The organism is Paenibacillus wynnii, from assembly GCF_000757885.1.
GTDB lineage: Bacteria > Bacillota > Bacilli > Paenibacillales > Paenibacillaceae > Paenibacillus_AQ > Paenibacillus_AQ wynnii.
Window position 1 is genome coordinate 729710 of record NZ_JQCR01000003.1, and the last position, 25424, is coordinate 755133.

29 protein-coding genes and 1 riboswitch are annotated in these 25424 nt (G+C 43.7%); of the genes, 18 read left to right on the forward strand and 11 right to left on the reverse strand.

Going from position 1 to position 25424, the window contains the following annotated elements:
* Window positions 1-10 precede the first annotated feature (10 nt).
* The 7 genes from PWYN_RS18685 (at window position 11) to lepB (ending at window position 3534) form a co-directional block, all read left to right on the forward strand.
* Window positions 11-895 (forward strand): alpha/beta fold hydrolase, encoded by an 885-nt coding sequence (locus PWYN_RS18685; protein WP_036655122.1) that lies wholly within the window; start codon window positions 11-13, stop codon window positions 893-895.
* Window positions 896-938: 43 nt separating this feature from the next.
* Complete coding sequence (locus PWYN_RS18690; protein ID WP_052088140.1) at window positions 939-1130, forward strand: NUDIX domain-containing protein; 192 nt, start codon at window positions 939-941, stop codon at window positions 1128-1130.
* Window positions 1131-1591: 461 nt separating this feature from the next.
* The gene (locus PWYN_RS18695; protein WP_036655123.1) at window positions 1592-1867 is read left to right on the forward strand and encodes a hypothetical protein; all 276 of its coding nucleotides are present in this window, start codon (window positions 1592-1594) and stop codon (window positions 1865-1867) included.
* Window positions 1868-1909: 42 nt separating this feature from the next.
* Window positions 1910-2167 (forward strand): DUF2164 domain-containing protein, encoded by a 258-nt coding sequence (locus tag PWYN_RS18700; protein WP_036655125.1) that lies wholly within the window; start codon window positions 1910-1912, stop codon window positions 2165-2167.
* 4 nt (window positions 2168-2171) lie between these two features.
* Complete coding sequence (locus tag PWYN_RS18705; RefSeq protein ID WP_036655126.1) at window positions 2172-2621, forward strand: hypothetical protein; 450 nt, start codon at window positions 2172-2174, stop codon at window positions 2619-2621.
* Complete coding sequence (locus PWYN_RS18710; protein WP_052088142.1) at window positions 2618-3004, forward strand: DUF2500 domain-containing protein; 387 nt, start codon at window positions 2618-2620, stop codon at window positions 3002-3004. Before PWYN_RS18705 ends, PWYN_RS18710 begins: the two co-directional genes overlap by 4 nt.
* A 32-nt stretch (window positions 3005-3036) precedes the next feature.
* Window positions 3037-3534 (forward strand): signal peptidase I, encoded by a 498-nt coding sequence (gene lepB / locus PWYN_RS18715; protein WP_036655128.1) that lies wholly within the window; start codon window positions 3037-3039, stop codon window positions 3532-3534.
* Between the two features lie 343 nt (window positions 3535-3877).
* Here lepB and thiE read toward each other — a convergent pair whose 3' ends face one another.
* From thiE to PWYN_RS18750, 7 genes are all read right to left on the reverse strand, one after another.
* On the reverse strand, window positions 3878-4564 hold the full coding sequence (thiE, locus tag PWYN_RS18720) for a thiamine phosphate synthase (protein ID WP_052088144.1): 687 nt from the start codon (window positions 4562-4564) through the stop codon (window positions 3878-3880).
* The gene (gene thiD, locus PWYN_RS18725) at window positions 4551-5375 is read right to left on the reverse strand and encodes a bifunctional hydroxymethylpyrimidine kinase/phosphomethylpyrimidine kinase (RefSeq protein ID WP_036655130.1); all 825 of its coding nucleotides are present in this window, start codon (window positions 5373-5375) and stop codon (window positions 4551-4553) included. Before thiD ends, thiE begins: the two co-directional genes overlap by 14 nt.
* Before the next feature lie 25 nt (window positions 5376-5400).
* Window positions 5401-6195 carry a hydroxyethylthiazole kinase gene (thiM, locus tag PWYN_RS18730; RefSeq protein WP_036655131.1) on the reverse strand — a complete coding sequence of 265 codons (795 nt, stop codon included), beginning with the start codon at window positions 6193-6195 and terminating at the stop codon, window positions 5401-5403.
* 25 nt (window positions 6196-6220) lie between these two features.
* A complete protein-coding gene (locus PWYN_RS18735) occupies window positions 6221-7219 on the reverse strand; it encodes an ABC transporter substrate-binding protein (RefSeq protein ID WP_420805783.1) in 999 nt (332 codons plus the stop codon).
* Window positions 7216-7995: an ABC transporter permease gene (locus tag PWYN_RS18740; RefSeq protein ID WP_036655133.1), complete on the reverse strand. Its 780-nt coding sequence runs from the start codon at window positions 7993-7995 to the stop codon at window positions 7216-7218. The genes PWYN_RS18735 and PWYN_RS18740 overlap by 4 nt, the downstream gene beginning before the upstream one ends.
* The gene (locus tag PWYN_RS18745; protein ID WP_240479788.1) at window positions 7976-8860 is read right to left on the reverse strand and encodes an ABC transporter ATP-binding protein; all 885 of its coding nucleotides are present in this window, start codon (window positions 8858-8860) and stop codon (window positions 7976-7978) included. The genes PWYN_RS18740 and PWYN_RS18745 overlap by 20 nt, the downstream gene beginning before the upstream one ends.
* A riboswitch (TPP riboswitch) is annotated at window positions 8845-8948 on the reverse strand. It overlaps the preceding gene by 16 nt.
* Before the next feature lie 90 nt (window positions 8949-9038).
* Entirely contained in the window at window positions 9039-9623 is a 585-nt protein-coding gene (locus tag PWYN_RS18750; RefSeq protein WP_036655134.1) for a TetR/AcrR family transcriptional regulator, read from the reverse strand.
* Between the two features lie 191 nt (window positions 9624-9814).
* Here PWYN_RS18750 and PWYN_RS18755 point away from each other — a divergent pair, with 191 nt between their 5' ends.
* The 4 genes from PWYN_RS18755 (at window position 9815) to PWYN_RS18770 (ending at window position 13941) form a co-directional block, all read left to right on the forward strand.
* The gene (locus PWYN_RS18755) at window positions 9815-11335 is read left to right on the forward strand and encodes a DHA2 family efflux MFS transporter permease subunit (protein WP_036655136.1); all 1521 of its coding nucleotides are present in this window, start codon (window positions 9815-9817) and stop codon (window positions 11333-11335) included.
* A 301-nt stretch (window positions 11336-11636) separates the two neighbouring features.
* Window positions 11637-12479 carry an amino acid ABC transporter substrate-binding protein gene (locus PWYN_RS18760; RefSeq protein WP_036655137.1) on the forward strand — a complete coding sequence of 281 codons (843 nt, stop codon included), beginning with the start codon at window positions 11637-11639 and terminating at the stop codon, window positions 12477-12479.
* A gap of 26 nt (window positions 12480-12505) precedes the next feature.
* Window positions 12506-13174, forward strand: coding sequence for an amino acid ABC transporter permease (locus tag PWYN_RS18765; protein ID WP_036655139.1), 669 nt, complete (start codon window positions 12506-12508; stop codon window positions 13172-13174).
* A 14-nt stretch (window positions 13175-13188) separates the two neighbouring features.
* Window positions 13189-13941, forward strand: a complete 753-nt coding sequence (locus PWYN_RS18770; protein ID WP_036655141.1) for an amino acid ABC transporter ATP-binding protein — start codon at window positions 13189-13191, stop codon at window positions 13939-13941.
* 91 nt (window positions 13942-14032) lie between these two features.
* On the opposite strand, the gene PWYN_RS18775 is transcribed toward PWYN_RS18770, so the two are convergent.
* Window positions 14033-14701, reverse strand: a complete 669-nt coding sequence (locus PWYN_RS18775) for an S-layer homology domain-containing protein (protein ID WP_036655143.1) — start codon at window positions 14699-14701, stop codon at window positions 14033-14035.
* Window positions 14702-14925: 224 nt separating this feature from the next.
* On the opposite strand from PWYN_RS18775, the gene PWYN_RS18780 reads away from it, so the two are divergent.
* Entirely contained in the window at window positions 14926-15399 is a 474-nt protein-coding gene (locus PWYN_RS18780) for a Fur family transcriptional regulator (RefSeq protein WP_036655145.1), read from the forward strand.
* Window positions 15400-15485: 86 nt separating this feature from the next.
* Here the strand turns inward: PWYN_RS18780 and PWYN_RS18785 are convergent, their stop codons facing one another.
* Together PWYN_RS18785 and PWYN_RS18790 are read right to left on the reverse strand one after the other, a co-directional pair.
* A complete protein-coding gene (locus tag PWYN_RS18785) occupies window positions 15486-16166 on the reverse strand; it encodes a TIGR00266 family protein (RefSeq protein ID WP_036655146.1) in 681 nt (226 codons plus the stop codon).
* A 370-nt stretch (window positions 16167-16536) separates the two neighbouring features.
* On the reverse strand, window positions 16537-17355 hold the full coding sequence (locus tag PWYN_RS18790; RefSeq protein WP_036655148.1) for a helix-turn-helix domain-containing protein: 819 nt from the start codon (window positions 17353-17355) through the stop codon (window positions 16537-16539).
* A gap of 362 nt (window positions 17356-17717) precedes the next feature.
* Between PWYN_RS18790 and PWYN_RS18795 the strand changes: the two genes are divergently transcribed.
* The 4 genes from PWYN_RS18795 (at window position 17718) to PWYN_RS18810 (ending at window position 21852) form a co-directional block, all read left to right on the forward strand.
* Window positions 17718-18824, forward strand: a complete 1107-nt coding sequence (locus tag PWYN_RS18795; RefSeq protein WP_052088145.1) for a Gfo/Idh/MocA family protein — start codon at window positions 17718-17720, stop codon at window positions 18822-18824.
* Between the two features lie 177 nt (window positions 18825-19001).
* On the forward strand, window positions 19002-19769 hold the full coding sequence (locus PWYN_RS18800; RefSeq protein ID WP_036655150.1) for a sugar phosphate isomerase/epimerase family protein: 768 nt from the start codon (window positions 19002-19004) through the stop codon (window positions 19767-19769).
* Window positions 19762-20859: a Gfo/Idh/MocA family protein gene (locus PWYN_RS18805; RefSeq protein ID WP_036655152.1), complete on the forward strand. Its 1098-nt coding sequence runs from the start codon at window positions 19762-19764 to the stop codon at window positions 20857-20859. Before PWYN_RS18800 ends, PWYN_RS18805 begins: the two co-directional genes overlap by 8 nt.
* Before the next feature lie 24 nt (window positions 20860-20883).
* Window positions 20884-21852 (forward strand): sugar phosphate isomerase/epimerase family protein, encoded by a 969-nt coding sequence (locus tag PWYN_RS18810; RefSeq protein WP_036655154.1) that lies wholly within the window; start codon window positions 20884-20886, stop codon window positions 21850-21852.
* Window positions 21853-21934: 82 nt separating this feature from the next.
* On the opposite strand, the gene fabV is transcribed toward PWYN_RS18810, so the two are convergent.
* The gene (gene fabV / locus PWYN_RS18815) at window positions 21935-23125 is read right to left on the reverse strand and encodes an enoyl-ACP reductase FabV (RefSeq protein ID WP_036655156.1); all 1191 of its coding nucleotides are present in this window, start codon (window positions 23123-23125) and stop codon (window positions 21935-21937) included.
* Between the two features lie 134 nt (window positions 23126-23259).
* Between fabV and PWYN_RS18820 the strand changes: the two genes are divergently transcribed.
* Window positions 23260-24222, forward strand: a complete 963-nt coding sequence (locus PWYN_RS18820; protein ID WP_052088147.1) for a phosphotransferase family protein — start codon at window positions 23260-23262, stop codon at window positions 24220-24222.
* Window positions 24223-24332: 110 nt separating this feature from the next.
* Window positions 24333-25400, forward strand: a complete 1068-nt coding sequence (locus PWYN_RS18825) for an ABC transporter ATP-binding protein (RefSeq protein WP_036655158.1) — start codon at window positions 24333-24335, stop codon at window positions 25398-25400.
* Window positions 25401-25424 lie beyond the last annotated feature (24 nt).

The window sequence follows — 25424 nt, forward strand, 5'->3', positions numbered from 1 at the left end:
TGTTGCAGTATTGAAACAATCAAAAGAAAAGTGTTATCAAGATTATTACGATTCTTACGCTGCCTGTCTTTCACTATGGCCTGTTCCACTTAAAACGATGAATGTATCAACAACATATGGTGAAACACATGTAATCATTAGTGGTTCAGAAAATAAGCCCCCATTAATTCTCTTACATGGTCTGGGTTTTAGTTCAACTATGTGGTATCCCAATATTGAAGGACTGAGTGCAGAATTTTGTACGTATTGTATTGATATCATTGGGGACGCCAACAAAAGTCTTTCCAGTAGAAAGCCCACGGATAGAAGGGAATATTCGCAATGGTTACTAGAAGTTATCAAAGGGCTTCATTTAGAGAAACCCAATATTGCAGGATTGTCATATGGAGGTTTTATATCTCTTAATTTCGCGTACCACTTTCCTGAATATGTTAACAAGGTTATTTTACTTTGTCCTGCTGCAACTTTTAAACCCTTTAGGTTGCAATTTTTTCTAAGAATTTTTTCCCTATTGTTATTTTCTAAAGGAAAGGTCCTTCAAAAATTTATGAATTGGATGTTTGGGGGGAGGTATCATTTAGACCCTTTATTTATTCAACAATTTGAAGCAGGGATAAATCTAAGACGCGCATTGAAAATAAAAGGAAAAAAAAGGAAATTGGGATCATCATGGCCAAGTGTTCTACCTAATGATGAATTACAAGAAATAAAACCTAGTGTTTTATTACTTGTGGGGGACAAAGAAGCGATATACGATCCGAGAAAAGTACTCGCTAGGGCAACGAAATATATCCCAAGAATTCAGGCTGTTTTAATACCGAATGTAGGGCATGGAATGTCAATGGAACAACCTGAACTTATAAACACTTACATAATGAATTTTTTAAATACCTAAATGGAAATGATCATCAAGAGGACCTCATAAAGGTAAATGAGATTTGCCAGGCGGCACTATTGAATTTGGAGAAGAGCCATATGAAACACTTCAAAGAGAGTTTTTAGAAGAAACAGGGATAGCTGATATTGAAGGAACTCACAGAATCGCAAAATCTTATACCCCCATATGCCCCTACAAAGATAATCAGTTAGAGGAAATGCATCGCCGAATTCTTGTAATTAAGGCCTTCTGAGTCCGTCATAGATAAGGAATTCAGGTAAATGGAGCAAATAGCGTCTGCTGGGTCCGTTTAGCTTATGCGTTTATCTTGAGATCTGTAGCATGTTGAAATACTTTAGAAATCTTAAGGCTTAAAGGTGGATAGAACCCTTGGATATTGATGTACGTAATACATCTATTTCTGAAAAAAACCTATTCCTGAGGCTTTATAACGTCTTTCCCGATTTTGAAAATTACTGGCTGGGGAAGAGTTGTCATCAACCTTTTTTAATATTGGGGATTACATCAATTGGATCGAAATAAGCCTGCTCAGATATTCTGGACACAAGTGATTAATGAATATACAGGTGGGGATTATTGTGAAAGAAACGAATGTGGCCGGAAATATCAATCCTTTCACAGTAAATAAAGGATATCCCTTATTATGGGTTAAGTGGTATATTTGTTGTAAGGCATTTTAGTGCAGGGGGGACCATGAAGAAGAAAACGAAAATCTTTTTGATCATAGTCGGTTTGTTTCTTATCTATGTTTTGTTTTTCCCGATGCCATCTCCTGAAATGGCCGTTAGGAAATATCTATTAATCACAAACCCCGTGGTTGCATTAACCGGTAAAGTGGACGAAGGTAAAGTGAATAATGACCCTAAGTATGGGGACTTATACTTTGTATATGAAGTGGAGAAACCATTTATCTATGTGAAAAAGAACGCAATGGGTTGGTCAGTTACATCAAGTGGCACGGGTCCATAATATAGTGTGACTTGGATGCCGAAATCAAGGAGGAAATTAAGAATGATTTTATTAAAACTGCCTAAAGAGATAAAGGATGAAATGATTAACAACGTGAAGAATTACTTCGAGGAAGAAAGAGCCGAGACGATAGGTGATTTAGGTGCTGAACAATTTATTGATTTTATGATAAAAGAGCTCGGACCTCATATTTACAACAAGGCAATAACAGACGCCCGCTTGCTGATCCAAGAAAAAACCAGTCAAATCGAAGACGAATTATATTCTCTGGAAAAACCGGTTCGTAACCGCAAGGGGTAGCTCGATGGGAAAGCTGAAAACCAAATCTCTAAATAATAGAAATTTAGTATTTTTATTAATCATTGGATTTCTAATTCTAACATTCACAGGATTAATTAAATGGCTACCCTCTCAATCTGAACGAACACCTGATCAGGTAATCCATGATTTTATGACAGCTATTATAGAGAGAGATATAAATACAGGGGTCTCTTTAATGTTTCAGGGCTGCACTAAAACATCAGATGAGAAAATAAAAGATTTTGAAAATAACTTAGTGGAACACCCTATCCATTCTTACCAAATCCTATCTAGTACAAAAATAAAGAATGATAATGTTCAGTATGTAGTTAGGCTGAATGGGGAAACAAACCTTGAATACAATGTATTTAGAGTTAAAGGAACGTGGTTGTTATCCTACGAGCGCCTTGGAGAGAATCCTAACCAATTCATTCGCAAAGGCTGTGAAAAATGATTAATCCCAATCAAAATAATGGTTTTTTTGATTTTATTAGTGAGCTGCCGTTAATCTTTATCTTATTTGGAGGAGTAATATTTACCTTAGTCTTTGGAACGTTCGCATATGTCATCATAAAGGGGTTAAGTAGTTACTTCTCTAATAATGCTGCTGAAATTACAAGACAGAGAAGTACAATTGTAGACAAGAGATCTGAAGTTTGGGGAGGGTCGGGGGATTCGAGTGCAAATACTAGCCACTTTATTACTTTTGAATTCGAAGATCATACCCGTAAAGAGCTGCAAGTGCGTTCCGACCAATATGGATTGATAACTGTTGGTGACCAAGGAGAACTGATCTATCAAGGCACCAGATTTAAAGAATTTATAAGGCAATATTAACAAGAATCCCATGAGAATGGAGTTATTTTTAAATGAAAAAAACATTAAAACAATATTTACCCAGTATAATCCTTGCCGTGATATTATCACTTTTCATCAGAACCTATGTGGCAGAAGCCATGAAAGTACCTACAGGGTCCATGATACCCACTATTGAAATCAATGATCGCCTATTTGTAGAAAAGTTAATGTGGATGACTAAGCTTGAACATAGCGATATTGTTGTTTTTCATTCTCCGGTAGAACCTAAAAAATATGTGAAGAGATTAATAGGTCTACCTGGAGATTTTGTTGAGATTAAGGACGGGGTATTATATCGGAATCAAGAGCTTATAGAAGAACCCTATATCAAAGACAAAATGAATTATAATTACGGGCCCGTAACCGTGCCTGAGGACCAGTACTTCTTTTTAGGTGACAATCGCAACGAAAGCTTCGACTCTCATTTATGGCCCAATCCTTTTGTGAAAAAAGATAAAATAATCGGTAAAGTATGGTTTGAAATTCCTACACATTTGTTTGGAGAGTGAAATTACCCATGAGTAATATTGTTGATTTCTACAGTACATACGATGATGAATGCAAAAGTTGCAGATGCTACTAATTTGTCCGAATTTACAAGTGAAACCTTTGATGTGGTTCTGTGCCTTGGTCCTATGCATCACTTGATTGATCGTTTTCATGCCCCTGAAGAATTCGAGGTTTGGACAAAATACCATCTTAGAATATGCAGAGAGCCTTCCATTTTAGGAACGAGTAGCCATGCTTTATATGTGTGTAAAAAAATATAGTTGCACGTTTATTACCCGGGTAAGCGCATAGAATGCTAAGATTTGAACTTTCTCGACAACATCGCTTGACCCCGAGGAAGACTTATGCTTTCAGTCGACGAAGTTCGAGGATATGTCCTCTAACAACTCGCACGAAATCCTTCACAGTCCCGCTTATATCATCTGCCGCTGCAATGGCAGAAATCACTGAAATGCCATCCGCACCAGCAGTAAGGACGGGGGTGGCATTCGTCAGTGTAATCCCTCCAATCCCGACCAAGGGAATCGTTAGTCCATGGTCCCGCAATTCTTCAATGATCTTAGTCCCTTGAACCTCTTTGGCGTCATCCTTCGAAGTAGTTGGATATATCGGACCGATCCCGAGGTAATCGGCTCCGTCAGCCATAGCTTGTTGCGCTTCCTCCAGTGTATGGGCAGAGACGCCCACAATCTTTTTCTCACCGATTTGCTGCCGAATAGAACGAGCCGGCTCATCGTCCTGTCCCACATGAATGCCGTCTGCGTCCAAGGCAATGGCTAAGTCGATGTCGTCATTGACGATAAAAGGGACGCTGTTCAATCGGCAAATTTGCTGCAGCCTTCTAGCCAGCTCAAACTGGGCATCGCCTGTCAGCGCATCGGGTCCTTTTTCGCGGAACTGAAACATGGTTATCCCCCCGGCAATGGCCTCAGATAATACCTCTTCAGGTGACTTACGGCAATTCATGCTGCCCATAATGAAATACACCTTCAACGATTCGCTTAAGTTGGTGCTGTTATATTGTGTCATGATGCTCACCCCGTACTCTATTTTGATAGGCAAAATGGTTCGTTGGCCCGTGCCCGGCTCCAATGCCCAGTTCATCTTCAATAGCTGCTTGAATGAAGGCTTTGGCTGTACGAACCGCCTCAGGTACTGCTTTTCCCCTGGCAAGCTCAGCTGTAACTGCAGCCGAGAAGGTACACCCAGTACCATGCGTATGACGAGTCTCAACCCGCTTGCTCTCCAAGTAAAGGAACTCATGCCCATCGAATAATAGATCGATCACACCTTCACTACTGGAATCATGGCCTCCTTTCATTACCACGTAACGTGATCCCATCGCTGAGATTCTCCGGGCAGCTTCTTCGCGGTCATGTAGACTGGAAATGGTTAACCCTGTTAATATTTCTGCTTCGGGGATATTAGGTGTGGTTACTAAAGCCAATGGCAGGAGGGATGTGATCAAGGATTGTACAGCTTCCTGCTGCAACAGCTTGGAACCTCCTTTGGCGACCATAACAGGGTCTACTACAAGATTCGTCCATCCGTATACCTTTACTTTTTCCGCTACGATACGAATGATATCAGCACTGAACAGCATCCCAGTCTTAACCGCAGCCGGTTGCAGATCATCGCCGATTGAAGTAAGCTGCTGGGCAACAGCTTCCATCTCTAAAGGATAGACACCCTGTACACCTAACGTATTCTGAGCCGTTACAGCAGTTAGAGCTGACATTCCATATACGCCCAGTTCCTGAAAGGTCTTGAGATCCGCTTGAATACCTGCACCGCCACCGCTGTCAGAGCCAGCTATGGTTAAGGCTTTAAATATCTTCATGGTTCGTTCTCCTTAGTGAGTTAATTTAAGTCAGTTTCTTAATCTGGGACATTTCCTTGAATATCTCAGGGGTAACAAGCGCCAATTGATTCAGGAACTCCACCTGGAAGCTTCCGGGCCCTTGATGGGCCGTTAGTCTGGCAGCTATTTCAGCGGCAACTCCGTAGAAGGAAACCGCCTCGACAGAAGCTTCTAGGAAGTTCCCATTACTTACAGCCAGAAAAGCACCGACCACTGACGTGAGTAAGCAGCCTGTGCCCGTAACCTTGGTTAGTATGGGATGTCCATTGCTAACGATATATGTATTATCTCCGTTGGAGATAACGTCTTCTTTTCCTGTAATAATCACTGTGCAGACGAGCTTCCGTGCAGCTTTTTGGGCCAAAGCTATAACATCGCCTTCTCCTTCACCGGCATCTACCCCTTTACTGGACCACCTCTCGCCAACTACATTCGCAACTTCAGCTACATTGCCCCGAAGAGCAGCTAGTTGAATTTGACTAGTCAGTGCTTGGGTAACGTCTGTACGGTAAGCCGTTGCACCTGCACCTACAGGGTCAAGGACGACAGGCACTCCATGTGTGTTGGCTGATTGTCCAGCCAGCAGCATCGATTGAATGGTATGGTCATTAAGAGTGCCGATGTTAAGGACAACAGCCCCGGACATTTTAGCTACATCCTGTACTTCCTCATGCGCATCTGCCATAAAAGGGGATGCCCCCAGAGCAAGCAGGCCGTTAGCCGTAAAGTTGGTTACTACAATGTTGGTGATATTATGAACAAGCGGGTTTTGCAGGCGTACATTGGCTAGATAAGTCATTTTAATTCCTCCCTAGGTTATGTTGTTATAAGTTAATAAAAGCTTCTTCGGTTTTCACATCTGTATGGAGAAGCTGATTCTCAATCAGCCATTGGTGAACATTCTCCCAAGATTCCGGGTCCTGATAACCAAATGTCTGATCACCCGCATCCATTAGCGGCAGCAGGATTTGCAAGCTTTGTTGCTCAATGTCCTTATCCAGTGGAGAGGTTGCATCCTCATGCTTGAGCAGGATCGAGAGGGCTTCATCCGGGTGCTCTTGCACATACTGCTGACCTTTGGTGATGGCGGTCATGAATTTTTTTAAATACGTATTATTGTTCTTTAGGCCTTGTTCGCTTGCTACTAGCACCAGTTCATAATAGTCCGGGACTCCATAATCAGTCGGATGGATTGAAGTCACAGGATGACCCTCTTTGGCCAAGATCAGCGCCTCGTGATTAATGAAACCGCCCATGATGGCATCCACTTTATCTGTGGAAATTGCCGGGATAAGATCAAATCCAACATCGATCAGGTTTGCACTCTGCGGATCTCCGCCATCATTCTTAATCATTGTCTTCACCATTGCTTCATATAGAGGGATGGAGGAGTAACCGATACTTTTACCCATCAAATCTTTAGGACGTTGTACTGCACCTTCTGCGGGAATCAGCAGATGATTCAGTGGATGTCTGACTATGGCAGCGATGGATTGCACCGGGATTTGCTCAGCGCGGGCCATGAGTACCTGAGGTTGATAGCTAAGTGCCAGATCAATCTGATTAGCCGCGACTAGCTTCAGGCCGTCATTGCCGTCCGCAGGCATTCGGATTTCTACATCCAGACCTTCTTCAGCAAAAAAGCCTTGGCTCTCCGCTGCATAAAATAAAGAGTGCACGGCATTCGGATACCAGTCGAGCATAAGGGTAAGCTTCTGCAAAGGCTGTTTAGATTTACCCGCCGAACAACCGCCTAGAATTAGAAAGATGCAAAGTAGTAATAGGGAGACTGACACTCTTAATTTAGTATTGGTATACATCATGAGTTGGATGAACCTCTTTTCATGAATAGAATTTTTTCAAGCAAGACTAGGATTAGAAAAAGGACAAGGCCAAGTGCAGACAGCAAGAATACGGCCGCGAACATCTCATCACTTTGCAGATTCCCGGCCATACGGCGGCTGAAATAACCAAGGCCCTTGCTGCCCCCGAGCCATTCGCCAATCGTTGCTCCGATCACACAATATACAATCGATAGTTTCAAGCCGGAAAAAAATGAGGGCAGTGCCAGCGGAATCTGGATCTTTGTAAGCAGGTGCCATCGGTTTGCGCCCATAGTTAATAATAGCTCTCTGTAGCCTTCACCCCCCTTGCGTAATCCATCAAAGCTACCCACCACTACCGGAAAGAATGCTGTTAAGAAGACAACGGCAACCTTGCCTGCCAGCGAATAACCGAACCAAAATATGAAGATGGGCGAGAGAGCGATTAACGGGATCGTCTGACTGATGATAATGAAGGGATATAGTGCTTTTTCTAGCCTACGGGACAAATGCATTCCGGTACCTAACAATGAGCCTAAGACAACAGAAAGAATGAATCCCATAATTACTTCCTGAAGAGTAGCCGGTAGATGCTGCCCAAATAACAACCGCCGATTCTCGACTAGAGCATTCCAAATGGACGTAGGAGCCGGAAGGATAAACGATGGAATCCATTTCAGACGAACAACGGTCTCCCAGCACACGAGAAGGAAGAGGAGAAGGAGGAGGGCAAGTCCATAATCTCTAAGATAACGTTTAAGAGGTGTGAGTATCATAAAGTCGTCTCTCCAAATCCTCCCGCAACTTCAGAAACCGCGGATCATAATTCATAGCAGAGTGCCTTGGTCTTGGTAAATCAACGATGAATTCCTGCATTGGAGCTTTTGATTGACTGCCGGACATTAGGTAGATTCGATCACTAAGCAGAATCGCTTCCTCCAGATCATGTGTAATGAATAGAACCGTCTTCGCAAGCCCATCCCATAACCCGGTAAGCCACTTGTGCATTTCCCGTTTAGTTATAGCGTCAAGAGCGCCAAAAGGTTCATCCAGCAGCATAAGCTCCGCTCCGGTTACAAGGGTTCTTAAAAAAGCGATCCGCTGCCTCATACCACCCGATAATTCATTCGGATAAGCTTGTTCCACTTCTGCAAGACCAAAGCGCTCCAGCATCTCGCGTATCATCGAGATCGTTTCCGCTTTTGAGCGGTTCTGAGTTACTTCCCACGGCAGAAGACAATTGTCCAATACCGTCCTCCAGGGCAGTAAAAGGTCTTGTTGAGGCATGTAGGCAATGTTCCCTAATCGGGTAGTTGCAGTGGAGCTAGCTTCTTGCCAGATGATATCGCCGTTAGTAGGTTCCGACAGTCCTGCGATAATCTTGAAAAGCGTACTTTTCCCACAACCGCTGGGGCCAATGACAGAGACGAACTCTCCATGTTTAACTTTCATAGACAATTCTGATAAAACTGAGTATTTCCGTTGTGGGTCAAAAGAGTAGGACAAATCATTAATAGAGATCATTGTGTTCGTAGACAAACCCCCTTCCAAACAAATAAGACCCATCCATCTCCAAAGGAAATGAATGGGCCCAAAATTCTCGTCTGCATAGGTATGCATCACTTGAAAGTCCGGTTCCACTTCCCTCCGCTGGTATGATCCAGATCAGGTTCCAAGGGTCCGGAGGTTGAACTCCATCTCAGTCAAGTAGACTCCCCTAGTGAAATAAATAGGTCGATATTGAATTCTTAAGTGGTTTTAAATATACCATATCTTATCGATATGTAAAGAGTTGGGAGAGACTTTAGCCTTTTCAATACTAAGATTTACGGAGTCCTGTCACAAACAGCGTAATTATGCCTTTTACGATCTGTTCTTTGGAATCTCCGTGAACCTTTTGCTGGTACAAATAGAGGTCTGGACTGAGTACGGAAATCAATGCTGTAGCAGCAAATTTGGGGTTCACGGAGATGATTTCATTACGGTCGGAAGCTTGTTGAATCAGCTCGGCCAGCACTGCACTTAGTCTTTGGAAAAAAGGATGTTCGAAGTGGGTGAGCTGTTTTTTACCGGTGAATTCAGACTTAATAAGCTGCAGCAGCTCCGCATGTTGAGCGATGAAATCGATAACTCTCTCAATACTGTTCTGAAGACGCTCCAATGCAGGAATCTCGGAACCGGACTGCTGAACCTCTTGCTCCATTAGCCTTAAGAATCTCTCAGTACTGTCCAGTAGGAGAGCTGAAGAAATTTCACCTTTATCACTGAAGCGGCGGTATAAGGAACCCTGTCCAATGCCGGCTTTTTTAGCAATACTATACATACTGACCGCATCCAGACCATTTTCGGTAAAAAGCTGTCCGGCGGCCTCCAAAATTTTCTGTATATAGGGATCATTAGCCATAAGAGAAGGGACTCCTTTAATAGAAATTAATAGTGTTAAGTAATGATGCAGAATCTAATTGACATAGCGGACAATTGTCCGTAAACTAATGGATGGAGAAACGGACAGTTGTCCGATCAATCAATTATATAGATATACCCGCGAAGAGGTCAATGATACTCGTGCAAGGGGTTATTAGGAGGAGAAAGAGAATGGAACAAACGATGAAGTCAGATGCGGACTTTCGGATATCCAGTATTTTAGTTCCGCTTATTGCGATCATAGCGGGCGTATTTATGGTTGTGCTGGACAGTACTGCGATGAATGTAGCTTTATCTACTCTGGTAGTGGACTTTCATACGAATTTGAATACATTGCAATGGGTGGTTACCGGGTATATGTTGGCCCAAGCCTCAGTGATTCCCCTTTCTGGTTGGTTATCCGACCGATTTGGAGCCAAGACTGTATTTTTGAGTGCTATCGTATTATTTACAATCGGATCCATACTATGTGCTACACCAAGCAGTGCCGAGTGGCTTATCGCATTCCGTGTAATACAAGGACTTGGCGGAGGTTGCGTGCTGCCGGTAGCCATGGCTTATGTCTATAGACTGAGTCCAATGAGCAAGGTCGGTGTAGTAATGGGGATTATGGGCATCCCGGTATTGTTTGCTCCGGCGATAGGACCCGTGTTATCCGGATGGTTAGTTCAATACCATTCCTGGCGTTGGATCTTTCTGATTAACATTCCAATCGGTATCGTATGTTTGTTCATTGGGTTAAGAAAACTGCCTAAGGTAGAGAAAAGTCAGGTTGCCGGAGTCGATAAATATGGCATGATCCTGGGACCGTTAGCCTTTGCTTCATTATCTTATGGGGTAAGTCAAGGAGCTCAGGGCTGGAGTTCCGATAAGACTCTTATTGGGTTGTCAGTCGGTGCTGTAGCTTTAATTGCTTTTGTTATAGTTGAATTACGTACTCGAACTCCGCTGTTGGAATTGCGAGTACTCCGCTCAATAGACTTCAGCGCAGGCATATTAGTTCAGTGGGTGGCTCAGTTCGCCCTGTATGGGGCCTTGTTTTTATTACCACAATTTCTGCAGCAAGCACGTGGATTTGGGGCATTTGATACCGGTCTAACCCTACTCCCCCAAGCGATAGCTTCCGGAATTATGATGCCGATCGCCGGAATACTATTTGATAAAATAGGGGTACGCTGGCTTGTGGTTTGCGGATTGAGTCTGGTATCGGGTGCTCTATACCAGTATTCACATGTTGATCTTACAACGGAGAGCAGGGATGTTATTCTGCCATTGATCATGTGCGGAGCCGGCATGGGGATGATGATGATGCCTATGAATACACATTTGCTCAACAAAGCGCCGCGGGATCTCGTCAATCGGGTGACTTCGTTGACTAATTCGATGCAGCAGGTTATTAATTCCTTGGCGGTATCGACACTGGTTACTATACTTAGTTCCAGAGCTGCTGCACGGGGGATTGAAATGAGGGAAGCTGCAGCACAAGCCGGTGCTTCTGTTGGAGAGTCTACGCCAGAAGCAGTTTTGCACGCTACACAGCTTGTACTGGCCAAAGGATTTGATGATACCTTCCATATCATGATGTTCGTAGCAATAGGTGGTGCAGTGTTGGGACTCTTACTGCGCAGAGGAAGCAAAGGCGAAGAAGACGGGTCCAAGAAGAAGGTTAGACCCGAAATCATGCATGGGTAAAGTTCTCTAGTAAGGAATAATCATTCATTAACATACAAATTTGTTTATACCCTCGTAGCTTCATGGGCTGCGAGGGTATTTTTATCCGAATAGTTCTTACATTCAAGAGGACAATTTGCCAATTTGGGGTAAGATAAACAGGGTTGCTAAATGGTGACTAATAGCACAGAATTCTTTATCTGCATAATTCCGATGATTATTATCGGAAAAAGTATTGACGGAGATGACATGACAGTGTACTATTCAATTTATCGGGTTGTACAACACCCATATAGAGAAGGATAAGAGAGGGGATTTACAAATGAAAAAGCTAAGTTTAACGATTTTATTGGCACTGACCGTGGTACTGGTAGCGGCATGTGGAAACAATGCCAATAACAATAAGGCTGCTGAACCAACTGCGGCAACGAATGAGGGCGCTGCTGCACCAGCTGCTGAACAGAATAGTCTTGAGGCTGTTAAAGCAAGCGGCAAGCTGCGTATCGGTACAGAAGGTACATATGCTCCATTTACCTTCCATGATGCAGCTGGTAAACTTACAGGCTTTGATGTTGAAATAGCTGAGGAAGTTTCCAAACGTTTGGGCGTGGAACCTGAGTTCTTCGAAACTCAATGGGACGGAATTTTCGCCGGGATGGATGCTAAACGTTTCGATGTTATCTTTAATGAAGTTTCCATTAATGACGAACGCAAAGTCAAATATGACTTCTCCGAATCTTACATCGTTTCCAAAGCCGTGCTGATTGTTAGCGAAGATAATGAAGACATTAAGTCCTTTGCGGACCTGAAGGGTAAGAAGGCTGGTCAATCACTTACCAGTAACCTTTCCAAGATTGCTACTGACAATGGTGCTGAGATCGTAGGTACTGAAGGTTTCAATCAGGCGATTGACTTGCTGATCTCTGGTCGTATTGATGCAACGGTTAATGACGGACTGTCTTTCCTAGACTTGAAAAAGCAAAAGCCGGATGTAAAAATTAAAGTGGTTGATGAAATCGCTGAAGGTTCACATAGTGCTGCGGTCTTCTTAAAAGGTAATGACGAGTTAGTCAAAGCCGTGAGTGATGCCATCACTGAAATGAAGAGCGACGGAACATACCTGAAAATTTCCGAGAAATATTTTGGGACTGACGTTTCCAAATAATTGATGCCAAGAAGGATGTCTGATCAATGGATAACCACAAAATACAAATCTTAATGGATTCTTTGCTGCCCCTGCTTAAAGCCGGGGTGGCTTTTACAATTCCACTCACTCTCGTTTCATTTGCAATTGGATTATTGCTAGCTGTATTAACCGCACTGGTTCGCCTTTCCTCTTGGAGAATTCCGAAGTTGATTGCCGGTTTCTATGTATGGGTCATTCGGGGAACACCGCTATTACTGCAGCTCTTTATTATCTTTTATGGTTTGCCTGCAGTTGGAATTATATTGGAACCATTTACAGCCGCTGTTATTGGTTTCTCACTAAGTGTGGGTGCCTATTCTTCAGAAATTGTACGTGCTGCTATAATATCCATACATAAAGGCCAATGGGAAGCTGCTTTCTCCGTGGGCATGACCCGCGGTCAGGCATTACGCCGTGTCATATTGCCGCAAGCTGCGAGAGTTTCCGTTCCGCCACTCGCGAACTCCTTTATTAGTCTGGTCAAGGACACATCGCTTGCTGCAAGTATCACGTATGTAGAAATGTTCAGAACTGCCCAACAAGTTGTAGCTGCAACCTATGAGCCGCTGCTGCTGTATTGTGAAGCAGGTGTGATTTACCTGATATTCAGCACCGTTCTGTCCACTCTGCAAAACTACCTGGAGAAGCGGTTTGACCGATACTCTGCGAGTTAAAGGAGAAGATAAACTTGATTGAGATACAGGATTTGCATAAATCATTTGGATCGCTTGAAGTATTGAAAGGCATTAACCTGAAGCTTGAACATGGCAAGGTACTTGTTATTATTGGTCCTTCCGGTTCCGGTAAAACGACTTTACTCCGGTGTTTTAACCTACTGGAGGTTCCTGACCGAGGGAGTATTGTCCTTAGTGATACAAAACTCGATTTCACCAATGTTAAAAAGGTTCCACAAAATAGTGTTCTGGAGCTTCGCAGAAAAACAGGGATGGTCTTTCAATCCTACAACCTTTTCCCACATATGACCGTACTTGGGAATGTGATGGAGGGACAGATCACAGTCCAGAAGTTGCCTAAAGAGGATGCTCGTAAACGAGCTTTGGCATTGTTGGATAAGGTAGGGCTTTCTGAAAAAGCAGATTCATATCCTCATCAGTTATCCGGCGGACAGCAGCAGCGGGTAGGTATTGCCCGAGCGATGGCTGTTGAACCGGAGGTACTGCTGTTCGATGAGCCTACATCAGCCCTTGATCCTGAATTGGTCGGTGATGTGCTGAAGGTTATTAAGCAGCTGGCTGCTGAAGGGATGACTATGGTTATCGTCACTCATGAGATGAAGTTTGCTGCAGATGTGGCGGATACAATTATTCTGATGGATAATGGTCTTATCTTAGAGCAAGGAACTCCTCAGGAGGTACTGGTACATCCGAAGAGCCCGCGTGCGCGGCAATTTCTAAATCGGCTGAGCGGGGAAGCAGAATAGACTTTCTATAAATTCTTATAATAAAAAAACTCCGAGAGCCACTATGAAAAGCGGTCTTCGGAGTTTTTAGTATTTGTATGGACTACGGCTGTTATTGCACCGGAGCAGGATGCGCTTTTAAATATTCAAGGGCGTTGTATAACATTACAGCGGCTTCGGCACGAGTAAGCTCACTTTTTGGATTAAACTTACCGTTGGTATCCAAGGTAGTGATTTTGTATATCAAAGAACGCTGGACACTTCCTTGATACGAAGGATCTAGTTGACTATCGTCTGCAATATCTGCAGGTATGATTTTGATCAGTGGCAGATTTCCCGCCTTCTCAACACCTTGCACTAATAATGCAGTGAAAAGTTCCTTGGTCATGGTCTTGGACGGATCGATATCTTTAGGAATATCTACACCATTATAGTGAGCATTAATGAAAGCCTCTGCATACCAAGTATTATCTTTTACTTTCTTGAAGATATCGCTGGCTATAGGTGCTTTGTTGAAATCAATAGCTGCCAAGCTAAGTTGCAGTCCACCAGAGATGAATTGGATTCCTTGACCTGCTGTCATTAGATTCTTGGGTAGAAATTGCGAATCCGTTACACCCTTGATTAATCCCTGATCCTTCAGAGAAATGATTTTGTCGGTTCCAGTAACGTTGTCGAGATCTTTGAAGCTGCCTCCAGCGGCGAAGATTTGCCCTCCGAGTGTGAAGGAGAGTATCGATATGGTTGTAATCGCTGTTATTGCACTTTTTTTAATGTTCATGTCTTATTCACCTCGTATTAGGATTGGGCCAATGAAGAAGGCCTTTATTATCTTCTTTAACGAAGTTGTAAGGACTAATGTTGCAGGTAGGCAGCCTCTTTTCATTTGGGTGTTATTTTGTTATGCTTATTTCGTAACGATTACTAATTATCTCTTGATAGAATAGATTAGCTAGTCTCAAAGGGTGCGGATGTTGAATCGTTCCAGAAAGGCAGGAGACCCTTATGAATCCCATAGAACACATAGCCCAACAGTTTGCAGCACAAAACTATAAATTAACATCACAACGTGAAGCAATCGTACAGGTATTACTGGATAATGAGAAGGACCATTTAAGTGTGGAAGAAGTCTATATGATCGTTAAACTCAGCTATCCTCACCTTGGATTGGCGACAGTGTATCGTACATTGGAATTGTTAACGGAGCTTCATATCGTTGAGAAAATGAACTTTGGCGACGGGGTTGCGCGCTATGACTTGCGTGGTGATGAGCAGGCCCATATGCATCATCATTTAATATGTAATGTATGCGGTAAACTTGAAGAGATTAAGGATGATTGGCTGGTGGATTTGGAGAGCCGTCTGGAGCGGGAATACGGGTTCACGGTGACGGATCACCGTCTGGATTTCAAAGGCTCGTACAATACATGTAAATCAACGGGCTGCAAAAAGGAAAAAGATTGCAAGGCAGTATCTTAAGCTGCAGAGTGTACTATAAGTCGTAAATAAAAGGGTGACACGGAATCTCCGGTCACCCTTTTTGAAAATTTATATTTTAAAATAACTTAACTTCGGGTAGGCACAAAAGATTTAATCCAGGTCCCGAAGTTGCCTGGGTTACGGCTTTGTACCAGTACAACGCCTTCACCGCGGAAGCGGCAGACAATGGCCTCACCGCTAGTCAAGCTGTTCAACCAACCTGAGGCTGCCTTTTCAATTTTGTAATCCATATAATCCGGCCAAGCTACAAGATGTCCGTTATCAATTATCATTTCTTCTCCAGCTTCCAAGTTGATCGCATGAATGGCTCCGAAAGAGGAGAGGAAGACCGTACCGCTGCCGCTGATTTCAACGATGAAGAATCCTTCGCCGGATAAGAAACCTCTAGCCAAGTTCTGCATCTTGGTGTTTACTTGGATCCCCTGAGTCCCCGCGAGAAATCCATCTTTTTGAACATAAAGCTTATAAGATCCGTCTAATTCAACAGCTTGTACATCCCCCAATGATCCTGGCGACAGCAAAACTTCACTTGATCCTCGAGTTGCAGTAAGTTCCTGGAAGAAAAACTTTTCTCCACTGAGCATTCTGCCAAGTCCCCGCATTATACCGCCGTCAACAGTACCCCTTAGTTCAACATTAGGAGACATAGCAACCATCGCGCCCATTTCAGCTTTGATGCTTTCACCAGCGTTCAGGTTCACCTTCAGCATAGCAAAGGCGCCTTCATACAAAACTTCATATTTCATGTTTTTTCCTCCGAATCTATTTTTGTAATGGATTAACTCTTAGGAGCAATATGGTGTCTTTTGCTGGCTGTGAGAACCCCAATATTATGATAAAATGAAAGTAGAACAACTGAAACAAAAACATACAATTGAACAGGAGAGTGAATTAAATGGCACGTACGAAAACAAAAAAAGTTCTTCTAAAAGCAGAGCGGTCGGGAACCTGGTGCTCAGCAAACCATCGAAGATCCAATGGAGATTATGGTGCGATATCACAGCATGTCCGGATTACACCCAGTAAGAAGCAACAACTGAATAAGATTAAATACAAGGAGCGAATCACGTATGATGGCGCTCCTTTTTTGTGGGCATTTTTAGACATACGCTGTGCTTATATTCTCTCTCTGCTGAAGACTCGAAATTCCTTGGGTGACATGCCAAATCGATTCCGAAATATCCGGTGAAAATAGGTGTAATTGGCAAAACCACAAGTCTCTGCTACATGCTCAAGGGGCATAGGGCTGAAAGTTATTCGTTCTCTGGCCATTTCAAGCCGTACATCATTAACATATTTAACAATACTGGTTCCGAAGGAATCTTTAAATAGATGAACCGCTCTCGAAACAGAAATATCCACATGGGCAGCCACATCCTCCAAACGGAATGGAAAGGCTGCGTGCTCCTCAACATATTGCTTCATCCGTGATGCCAGATAGCTTTTGGGGGATATCGCCGGTTTATCGGATATGATTCGATCAATTTCCATACATAGTATTTGCAGGTAACATCCTGAAATTTCCGGAGAGAAGTCGGATAATCTCCGCTGCTCAAGCACAAGCTGACGGAATAGGCCTAAAAACCCGTCACTCAGAGGAATGCTAATGCGAGATGGACGTGAGGTCCGCTTCCACCATTCTTCCACCCATTCTCCTCCGCAAAAGATGTGATAATCGCCGCTTTCGATACGGGGTTTGCCTACTGGGTAGTTTTCTTTATCGATAATTAGATAATACGGATCGTTAGGGGCGAACAACATCAGATCTCCGCTTTCTACGGGAGAAATAACTCCATCAATTAAAGCTCTGCTTCGCCCTTCCGTCTGAAGACGGAGGAGATAATTTTTAATTCCTTCACTCTGTGACATATGAAATGGCTTGCGGTGAAAGGAAAAGCCGGCAGACAAAACATGACAGGCAGCTGCTTGGGACATGGTTCCTCCTAGGTTTTTAAAATTATAGCCAAATTGTTCATGTATGTATCATATTATTCATTTTATTATATGTTCATTAAGATTACCATGTAAATAGCTTCCCGGATTTGTGAGATCGCCTTTTAATCTGTCGTTATCTTATATAAATGATGTCTTCTTTTCCTACTAAAATATCTAAAGGAAATGTGTTAATTTATAGTTAGATGTCAGAATTATATATGTTGGAGGTAAAGATAATGAGCATCGGAATAGGTGTTATCTGCTTTTGGCATCTGATAAAGGATACAGCACTTTTGTTCAAGTAGATTCTCTCCATGCATAGGTGACCTTTAAAATAAATCGGAAAAGGATGAGTCGAATTCATGAATATTACAAAAAAATTGGTAGTCATAATTGGATATGGCGGTATGGGAAGTTATCACGGCAAGTTAATCAAAGGAAGTGAGAGTCTGGAAGTTGTGGGTGCATATGACGTTCTTACGGAACGCCAAGCGGCCGCTACGGAAGACGGTTACCACGCTTATGAGAGTTATGAGGCTGTGTTGAATGATTCTAAAGTTGATGTAGTCGTTATTGCCACACCGAATGATATCCACAAGGATCTTGCTATTCGTGCCATGAGAGCTGGAAAGCATATTGTTTGCGAGAAGCCGGTGACCCTATGCAGAGCGGATTTCGAGGAAATGATGTCTGTAGCTGACGAGACGGGTCGTGTATTAATGGTCCATCAGAACAGACGTTGGGACGAGGACTTCTTGATTATCAAGAGCATGTACGATCAACATACGATCGGGGATCTGTTCCAGATTGAATCCAGAGTTCACGGAGCCAATGGTATTCCGGGTGACTGGCGTCGTATTGAAGCCTATGGCGGAGGTATGCTTTTGGACTGGGGCGTACATTTATTGGATCAGTTAATCGTAATGATCGATAGCAAAATTACAAGTGTAACCGGTCGTTTAAGTTTTATCTTAGGCGATGAGGTTGATGATGGGTTCGAGGCATTCCTGCAATTTGAGAACGGTGTTACGGCTGTTGTTGAGGTGGGAACCACGAATTTCATTACACTTCCACGTTGGTATGTTAAGGGTCTTGAGGGTTCTGCTATCATTGAAGACTGGTCTTTAAAGGGTAGAATGGTGACGAGAAATAATGAGGTCGAGCGAATCGAGCCGAAACCTATTCAAGCAGGTGTGGGATTAACCAAAACAATGGCTCCTCCTTCTGAAGGGTCGACAATCACCGAAGCATTGCCTGCGGCTTATGAACACGCCTCCAGCTTCTATGATAACTTCGCTGCAGTCATACAAGGATCAGCAGAACCTATTGTCAAAAATGTTGAAGTGTTACGGGTGTTGAACCTAATTGAAGCTGTTTTTGAAGCCGGTCGAACTCGTGAAGTCGTGAAAGATTTTGATATTTATGAGTCGAAATCGGACAGTGAGGTTCCTTCATTTCCTGTATGTTAATGTAAATTAAAGTGAAGTACTCTGAAAAGATGATCAGATTGTTCATGTTAAAATCATATTATTCATTTTATTTTATGCGCTTTCATACTACCATATAAATTAGGTTGATTTGTTAGCATATTTAGCGGACAGCTCTTTTGTTCAGGTATCCACTACACTAATTGGAGTGATTGAGTAATGTTGAAGATTGGTTTGCAATTGTACACACTTAGAGCAGAGCTAGAGCAGGACTTCGAAGGTACGCTTCGTAAGGTAGCCGATATGGGTTACCATGGAGTCGAATTTTATGATTACTTCGGACGTAGTGCAGAGGAAGTTAAGCAATTGTTGGAAGAAACTGGAATGGTTGCTCTCGGAGCACATCGTCCTTATGATGCTTTACTTAATGATACGGAGCAAGAAGTCTCGTATAACCTAGCTATTGGCAATACGAACTTGATCATTCCTTATCTTTCAGAGGAACAACGAAATTGGGAGCAGGTCGCTGCTAACCTAATAACCATTGGGGAAAAAGTAAAAGCACGCGGTGCGGTATTATCCTACCACAACCATGATTTTGAATTCACGGAGCACTACGGAGAGCTTACTGCCTTTGATGGAATCTTTGAAAATGTATCAGCAGACCTGCTTCAAGTGGAAATGGATACTTGCTGGGTATACCATGCTGGATTTGACCCGATTGAATATATCAACAAATATGCCGGTCGGTTGCCGATCATTCACTTGAAGGATATGAAGAAGCTCGAAGACGGTTCAGCAGAAACTGTTGTACTGGGTGAGGGTGAAGTTAATCTGTCCGGTATTCTGGAAGCTGCAGCAGCGGCAGGCGTGGAATGGGCGGTCGTTGAACAGGATTATTGCAATCGTTCGCCGCTTGAGAGTGTAGCAGATAGCTTGAAATGGGTAAAACAGTACGCACAACAAGGAGGAAAAGTTCATGTCTAAAACATTAAAAATAGCTATTATCGGTTGCGGTGGTATCGCCATCGGGAAACATATGCCAAGCTTATCACGTCAAACGGATGCTGAAATGGTCGCTTTTTGCGATATCGAATTAGATCGTGCACAAGAAGCTGCTGACAAATACGGTTCAGAAGGCGCTAAGGTGTATAGTGATTATAACGAAATGCTTAAAGAAGGCGGATTCGATATCGTTCATGTATGTACCCCTAATGACAGCCATGCGCCAATTACAGTAGCTTCATTGGAAGCGGGTTGCCATGTTATGTGTGAGAAGCCAATGGCGAAGACAACGGCTCAAGCACAAGAAATGTTGGACGCAGCACGTCGTACCGGCAAAAAACTGACGATTGGTTATCAGAACCGTTTCCGTTCGGATAGTCAATACTTGAAAGGTCTTTGCGATAGCGGAGATCTTGGTGATATTTATTATGCCAGAGCCATCGCGCTACGCCGTCGTGCCGTTCCTACATGGGGCGTATTCCTGGATGAAGAGAAGCAAGGTGGAGGCCCGCTCATCGATATTGGTACGCATGCACTGGATATGACATTATGGATGATGGATAACTACAAGCCGCGCAGTGTAACAGGTTCTGTCTTCCATAAGCTTGGACATAAAGAAAATGCAGCGAATGCCTTTGGACCCTGGGACCCGGAGAAATTCAAGGTTGAAGATTCAGCTTTTGGTTTCATCACCATGGAAAATGGAGCAACCATTGTTCTTGAATCCAGCTGGGCACTGAACGTTTCGGAGTTTGGTGAAGCTAAGACCCTTCTTGCCGGTACTGAAGGCGGAGCGGATATGAATGACGGACTTCGTTTGAACGGAGAACGTGCTGGACATCTTTATGAGACTAAAGTAGATCTTTCTTCAGGCGGTGTAGCCTTCTACTCAGGTGGAGAAGAGACTGAAGCTGACCGTGAAGCGCGGTTATGGCTGGAAGCGGTTAGAGAAGATAAGGAGCCCGTTGTGAAACCTGAACAGGCTTTTGTAGTTACACAAATCTTGGAAGCTGTATATGAATCCGCACGGACAGGCCGTGCCGTGTATTTCGATGGAACTTCCGATAAATAAGACGATAATGAGAGGGGATACACCATGAAACTTGGAGTATTTATGGTATTGTTTGGCGGACGCAAACTGGAAGATGCATTGGATTATGTAGCTTCCAAAGGGCTTAAAGCAGTTGAAATCGGCACTGGTGCATATCCCGGGAATGGTCATTGTAATCCGCAGTTGCTGTTGGAGAATGAGACAGCATTGAAGGAATTCAAGCATGCTGTTGAATCCCGTGGACTGATGATCAGTGCGTTAAGCTGTCACGGCAATCCGTTGCATCCGCAAAAGGAGCTTGCCCGCAAGGATCACGAGGATTTCGTGAATACAGTTAAATTAGCGCAGAAACTGGAGGTACCGGTAGTAAATACGTTCTCCGGCTGCCCTGGTGATCACGAGGATGCTAAATATCCGAACTGGCCTGTGGCTCCGTGGCCAAATGATTATCAAGAAATTCTTACCTGGCAGTGGGAGAATAAAGTCATTCCCTACTGGACCGAATGGGGAGCGTTTGCGGCCCAGCACGATGTGAAGATTGGACTGGAGCTGCATGGCGGATTCTCGGTTCACTCTCCGGCAACCTTGCTCCGTCTTAGAGAAGCAGCAGGCGAAGTCATTGGTGCCAACCTGGATCCAAGTCACATGTGGTGGCAAGGAATTGATCCTGTACAAGCGATTCATATACTAGGTCGTAAAGGGGCAATTCATCACTTCCACGCGAAAGATGCATTCATTGATCCAATTAACGTGAACATGCATGGATTAACGGATATGCAGTCATATGGAAAAATGCTCGATCGCGCTTGGCAGTTCCGTACTGTAGGTTATGGTCATGATATGAAGACTTGGACTGACATCATGAGTGCTCTTCGTCTTGTAGGGTATGACTATGTAGTTAGTATTGAGCATGAAGACGGGTTGATGTCAGTAGATGAAGGCTTCTCCAAAGCCGTAGACAACCTTAGTCAAATTTTGATTAAAGAGCCATCTGGTGAGATGTGGTGGGTTTAAGTCCATAAAGGTTAAAAGGTTATAAAACTAGCCAGTCTCAGAATTACTGAAGACTGGCTAGTTTTTGTTTTTAATCCGAGCTCTAACGTAAATGAGGAATAGTCACGTTTGGATCTATGTCCGCGTCATAATCGATATCTTCGATCTCAAAACCAAAGAGCTGGAAAAATTCGCGGCGATAGCTTGAAAGATCGGAGAGCTCATTAATATTGTCAGAAGACAACTCAGCCCACAGTCTGGTGACTTCCTCCTGGACATCGGGGCGCAATTCCCAATCATCAATCCGTATTCGCCCTTTGCTGTCTACCTTCGTTCCATCCGCAGTATATAAGTGCTCGGAGAACAAACGATAGGCTTGTTCAATACAGCCTTCGTGAAGATCCTTTTGCTTCATCACCTTGTATAAAGCGGAAATGTACAGTGGAACTACGGGAATTGCTGAGCTGGACTGGGTCACTAGAGCCTTTGTTACCGCTACATATGCCCGGCCTCCGCGTGAAGCCAGCTGTTTGTTAATATGGTGGGCAGTTTCCTCAAGATGGTCTTTTGCCCGTCCAATGGTACCCTCGCGATAAACGGGTTGAGTTATCTCTGAACCCATGTAAGAATAGGCTATGGTCACTGCATGATCTGCAAGCACACCGGCTTGCTGAAGTTCATCGATCCACATTTGCCAGTCTTCTCCACCCATCACAGTAACCGTCCCTGCAATCTCCTCTTCCGTAGCAGGATCAATCGATACCATGCTTACTTCTCCGGTATGGAAATTAACCGTTTTATTGGTATAAGTACTGTCTAGCGGTTTAAGTACTGAAGAAAACGTTTCACCCGTAACCGGATGGATACGCCGACCGGATGCGACACTGTATACCACCAGATCAACCTGACCCAGTTCCTGTTGTATCAGTTCGATGGTTCTTTGCTTCGTCTCGTTAGAGAAGGCATCCCCCGTTACACTGAATGACTGCAAACCGGCTTCTTCCGCCAGCTTCTCGAATGCTGCCGAATTGTACCAACCGGCAGATGCCGTCCGATTTTCTTTGCTGATGCTTTGGCGATACACACCTACTGTACTGGCACCTGCACCAAAGGCAGCTGTAATTCTGGAAGCCAAACCGTATCCTGCAGAGGCGCCAATAACGAGAACCTTCGTAGGTCCCTTTATCTCAGGTTGGGCCCGTACATATTCCACCTGTTGCTGTACCTGACGGGCACAGCCCTCAGGATGGGCGGTTGTACATATAAAGCCGCGTGTTCTTGGCTTGATAATCATGAAGTTAGATTCCTCGCTTCCTAATGAATAATCCGTACAATAACAGTGACTCCTGCTATTCTAACCATTCTCGGCTCCAAGGAGAAGTATTGTTTAAAATTATTAATAAATTTCGAATGGGGTGTTAGCTTATTATGGAAAGTCAGACAAAAACCAAAATTTCAAATCAACAGCAAGATCTGTTAGTCAGAACTGCTTTTGGAGATCAAATAGGGATTAAAGAGAGCTTGGAATTAACAGGGGGCTATTTTAATGCAGCATATAAGCTCCTTTTGTCAGATGGCAGGTCAACGATTCTAAAGGTAGCTCCGACTGAGGAAATACAAACCTTAAGCTATGAGCATAATATAATGGTTTCAGAGGTTGAAGCATTGCGGTTAATGAAGTCTAAAGGAATTGTACCCGTTCCTGAAGTATATGCTTTTGACAATAGCCGTGAAGTGTTTCCTTGCGACTATTTCTTCATGGAGGTCATTGATGGGCAGCCTTACGATGAAGTAAAGAGTTCACTCACGCCTGAGGAAAGAGGAATGATTGAATTCGAGCTTGGACAGTATAATCGTATGATTAACGAGATCCAAGGATCGGAATTCGGTTTATTTAACGGCTCCGTGCACAGTTCGCAAGGCTCGTGGAAAGAGGTATTCATGGCCTTAATGAATAACCTGCTGAATGATGCCCGTCGTTTAGGAGCGCCGATGCCGATTTCCTATGAAACCCTAGAGTTAGAACTTGCGAAACAATTTCATGTCTTGGATGAGGTCACTGAGCCTCGGCTTGTTCATTGGGATCTCTGGGACGGGAATGTATTTGTACGTGAGGGTAGAATTGTAGCTTTAATTGATTGGGAGCGGGCGTTGTGGGGCGATCCCTTAATGGAGTATTATTTCCGCTATATTGAGAATTCAGAATCTTTCTACAAGGGGTATGGCGGCAGATTTGATAGTCCTAACGAACGTGCTCGGAAAAAGCTGTATGACCTGTATATCGATCTTATATATTTCATCGAGTGCTTTTCCCGCAAGTATGAGAGTGAAGGGCATATCCAATGGGCGCATGATAATTTGCTGCAAGGTTGGGCGAGATTCACAGAATAATTCAAAAAAGAGCTTGACTCCACCCTAATAAACTAGCTAAAATTAACGCTGTGGTTATTAATAATGATAATCATTATCATAAAAACAAGGAGAATTGAGAGGGTGAAGGGATGGAGCACCTTTTAGAGGTAAAGGATTTAGCGATTTCTTTCAAAACACGTAGTGGGGAAGTTCAAGCCATCCGCGGGGTCAGCTTTCATGTAGATAAGGGTGAGACCTTAGCTATCGTAGGCGAATCCGGCTCTGGTAAAAGTGTAACCTCGCAGGCGATCATGAAGTTGATTCCAACGCCGCAAGGTCAATATAAACGTGGGCAAATTCTTTTTGACGGACAGGATTTGATCAGTAAGACGGATAAACAAATGCAAAAAATTCGCGGTAAAGAGATCGGTATGATTTTTCAGGATCCGATGACGTCACTAAATCCGATGATGAAGGTCGGGAGACAGATCACGGAAGTTCTTTTCAAACACGAGAAAATTTCCAATGACGCCGCGATCAAACGAGGAATTGAATTACTCAATCTGGTAGGCATTCCTTCTCCGGAAAAAAGGTTCCACCAATATCCACATGAGTTCAGTGGAGGGATGCGCCAACGGGTGGTTATCGCCATGGCCTTGGCCGCCAATCCTAAGATGCTGATTGCAGATGAACCGACTACTGCACTGGATGTAACCATACAGGCACAGATTCTGGATTTGATGGAGGAATTGCAGAAGAAGATTGATACCGCGATTATTTTTATCACTCATGATCTGGGTGTTGTGGCTAGAGTGGCTGATCGGGTAGCGGTTATGTATGCCGGGCAGATTGTTGAAATGGGTACTGCGGAAGAGATTTTCTATGATCCAAGACATCCTTATACATGGGGGCTATTAGCCTCAATGCCCAGCTTGGAGAGTAAAGGAACCTTGCTGACTGCTATACCAGGAACACCGCCGGACTTAATCAGACCGCCGGTTGGAGATGCTTTTGCGATACGGAGCACCTACGCTTTGGAGATCGATCACAAGCAAGAGCCACCGGTGTACAAGGTTTCTGATACACATCTAGTAAAGTCATGGCTGCTGCATCCTTATGCTCCTGCTGTAGAACCGCCTGAGGTAGTATTGAATAAGCGGCGTGTACTGAAAGGCGTATATGATGAGCCAGTATTAGTGGAGAACGGGGAATTTTAATAAGCTTACTTACAGGCGTCAGGT

Excerpts from the sequence above, each read along its gene's own strand:
- thiD (WP_036655130.1), bottom strand. The coding sequence starts at position 5,375 with ATGAAGATATTTAAAGCCTTAACCATAGCTGGCTCTGACAGCGGTGGC.
- PWYN_RS18760 (WP_036655137.1), top strand. The coding sequence starts at position 11,637 with ATGAAAAAGCTAAGTTTAACGATTTTATTGGCACTGACCGTGGTACTG.
- PWYN_RS18820 (WP_052088147.1), top strand. The coding sequence starts at position 23,260 with ATGGAAAGTCAGACAAAAACCAAAATTTCAAATCAACAGCAAGATCTG.
- thiM (WP_036655131.1), bottom strand. The coding sequence starts at position 6,195 with ATGACTTATCTAGCCAATGTACGCCTGCAAAACCCGCTTGTTCATAAT.
- PWYN_RS18765 (WP_036655139.1), top strand. The coding sequence starts at position 12,506 with ATGGATAACCACAAAATACAAATCTTAATGGATTCTTTGCTGCCCCTG.
- PWYN_RS18750 (WP_036655134.1), bottom strand. The coding sequence starts at position 9,623 with ATGGCTAATGATCCCTATATACAGAAAATTTTGGAGGCCGCCGGACAG.
- PWYN_RS18775 (WP_036655143.1), bottom strand. The coding sequence starts at position 14,701 with ATGAACATTAAAAAAAGTGCAATAACAGCGATTACAACCATATCGATA.
- PWYN_RS18800 (WP_036655150.1), top strand. The coding sequence starts at position 19,002 with ATGTTGAAGATTGGTTTGCAATTGTACACACTTAGAGCAGAGCTAGAG.
- fabV (WP_036655156.1), bottom strand. The coding sequence starts at position 23,125 with ATGATTATCAAGCCAAGAACACGCGGCTTTATATGTACAACCGCCCAT.
- lepB (WP_036655128.1), top strand. The coding sequence starts at position 3,037 with ATGAAAAAAACATTAAAACAATATTTACCCAGTATAATCCTTGCCGTG.
- PWYN_RS18710 (WP_052088142.1), top strand. The coding sequence starts at position 2,618 with ATGATTAATCCCAATCAAAATAATGGTTTTTTTGATTTTATTAGTGAG.
- PWYN_RS18735 (WP_420805783.1), bottom strand. The coding sequence starts at position 7,219 with ATGATGTATACCAATACTAAATTAAGAGTGTCAGTCTCCCTATTACTA.
- PWYN_RS18705 (WP_036655126.1), top strand. The coding sequence starts at position 2,172 with ATGGGAAAGCTGAAAACCAAATCTCTAAATAATAGAAATTTAGTATTT.
- PWYN_RS18695 (WP_036655123.1), top strand. The coding sequence starts at position 1,592 with ATGAAGAAGAAAACGAAAATCTTTTTGATCATAGTCGGTTTGTTTCTT.
- PWYN_RS18780 (WP_036655145.1), top strand. The coding sequence starts at position 14,926 with ATGAATCCCATAGAACACATAGCCCAACAGTTTGCAGCACAAAACTAT.
- PWYN_RS18805 (WP_036655152.1), top strand. The coding sequence starts at position 19,762 with ATGTCTAAAACATTAAAAATAGCTATTATCGGTTGCGGTGGTATCGCC.
- PWYN_RS18790 (WP_036655148.1), bottom strand. The coding sequence starts at position 17,355 with ATGTCCCAAGCAGCTGCCTGTCATGTTTTGTCTGCCGGCTTTTCCTTT.
- PWYN_RS18740 (WP_036655133.1), bottom strand. The coding sequence starts at position 7,995 with ATGATACTCACACCTCTTAAACGTTATCTTAGAGATTATGGACTTGCC.
- PWYN_RS18755 (WP_036655136.1), top strand. The coding sequence starts at position 9,815 with ATGGAACAAACGATGAAGTCAGATGCGGACTTTCGGATATCCAGTATT.
- PWYN_RS18825 (WP_036655158.1), top strand. The coding sequence starts at position 24,333 with ATGGAGCACCTTTTAGAGGTAAAGGATTTAGCGATTTCTTTCAAAACA.
- PWYN_RS18810 (WP_036655154.1), top strand. The coding sequence starts at position 20,884 with ATGAAACTTGGAGTATTTATGGTATTGTTTGGCGGACGCAAACTGGAA.
- PWYN_RS18785 (WP_036655146.1), bottom strand. The coding sequence starts at position 16,166 with ATGAAATATGAAGTTTTGTATGAAGGCGCCTTTGCTATGCTGAAGGTG.
- PWYN_RS18795 (WP_052088145.1), top strand. The coding sequence starts at position 17,718 with ATGAATATTACAAAAAAATTGGTAGTCATAATTGGATATGGCGGTATG.
- PWYN_RS18700 (WP_036655125.1), top strand. The coding sequence starts at position 1,910 with ATGATTTTATTAAAACTGCCTAAAGAGATAAAGGATGAAATGATTAAC.
- thiE (WP_052088144.1), bottom strand. The coding sequence starts at position 4,564 with ATGACACAATATAACAGCACCAACTTAAGCGAATCGTTGAAGGTGTAT.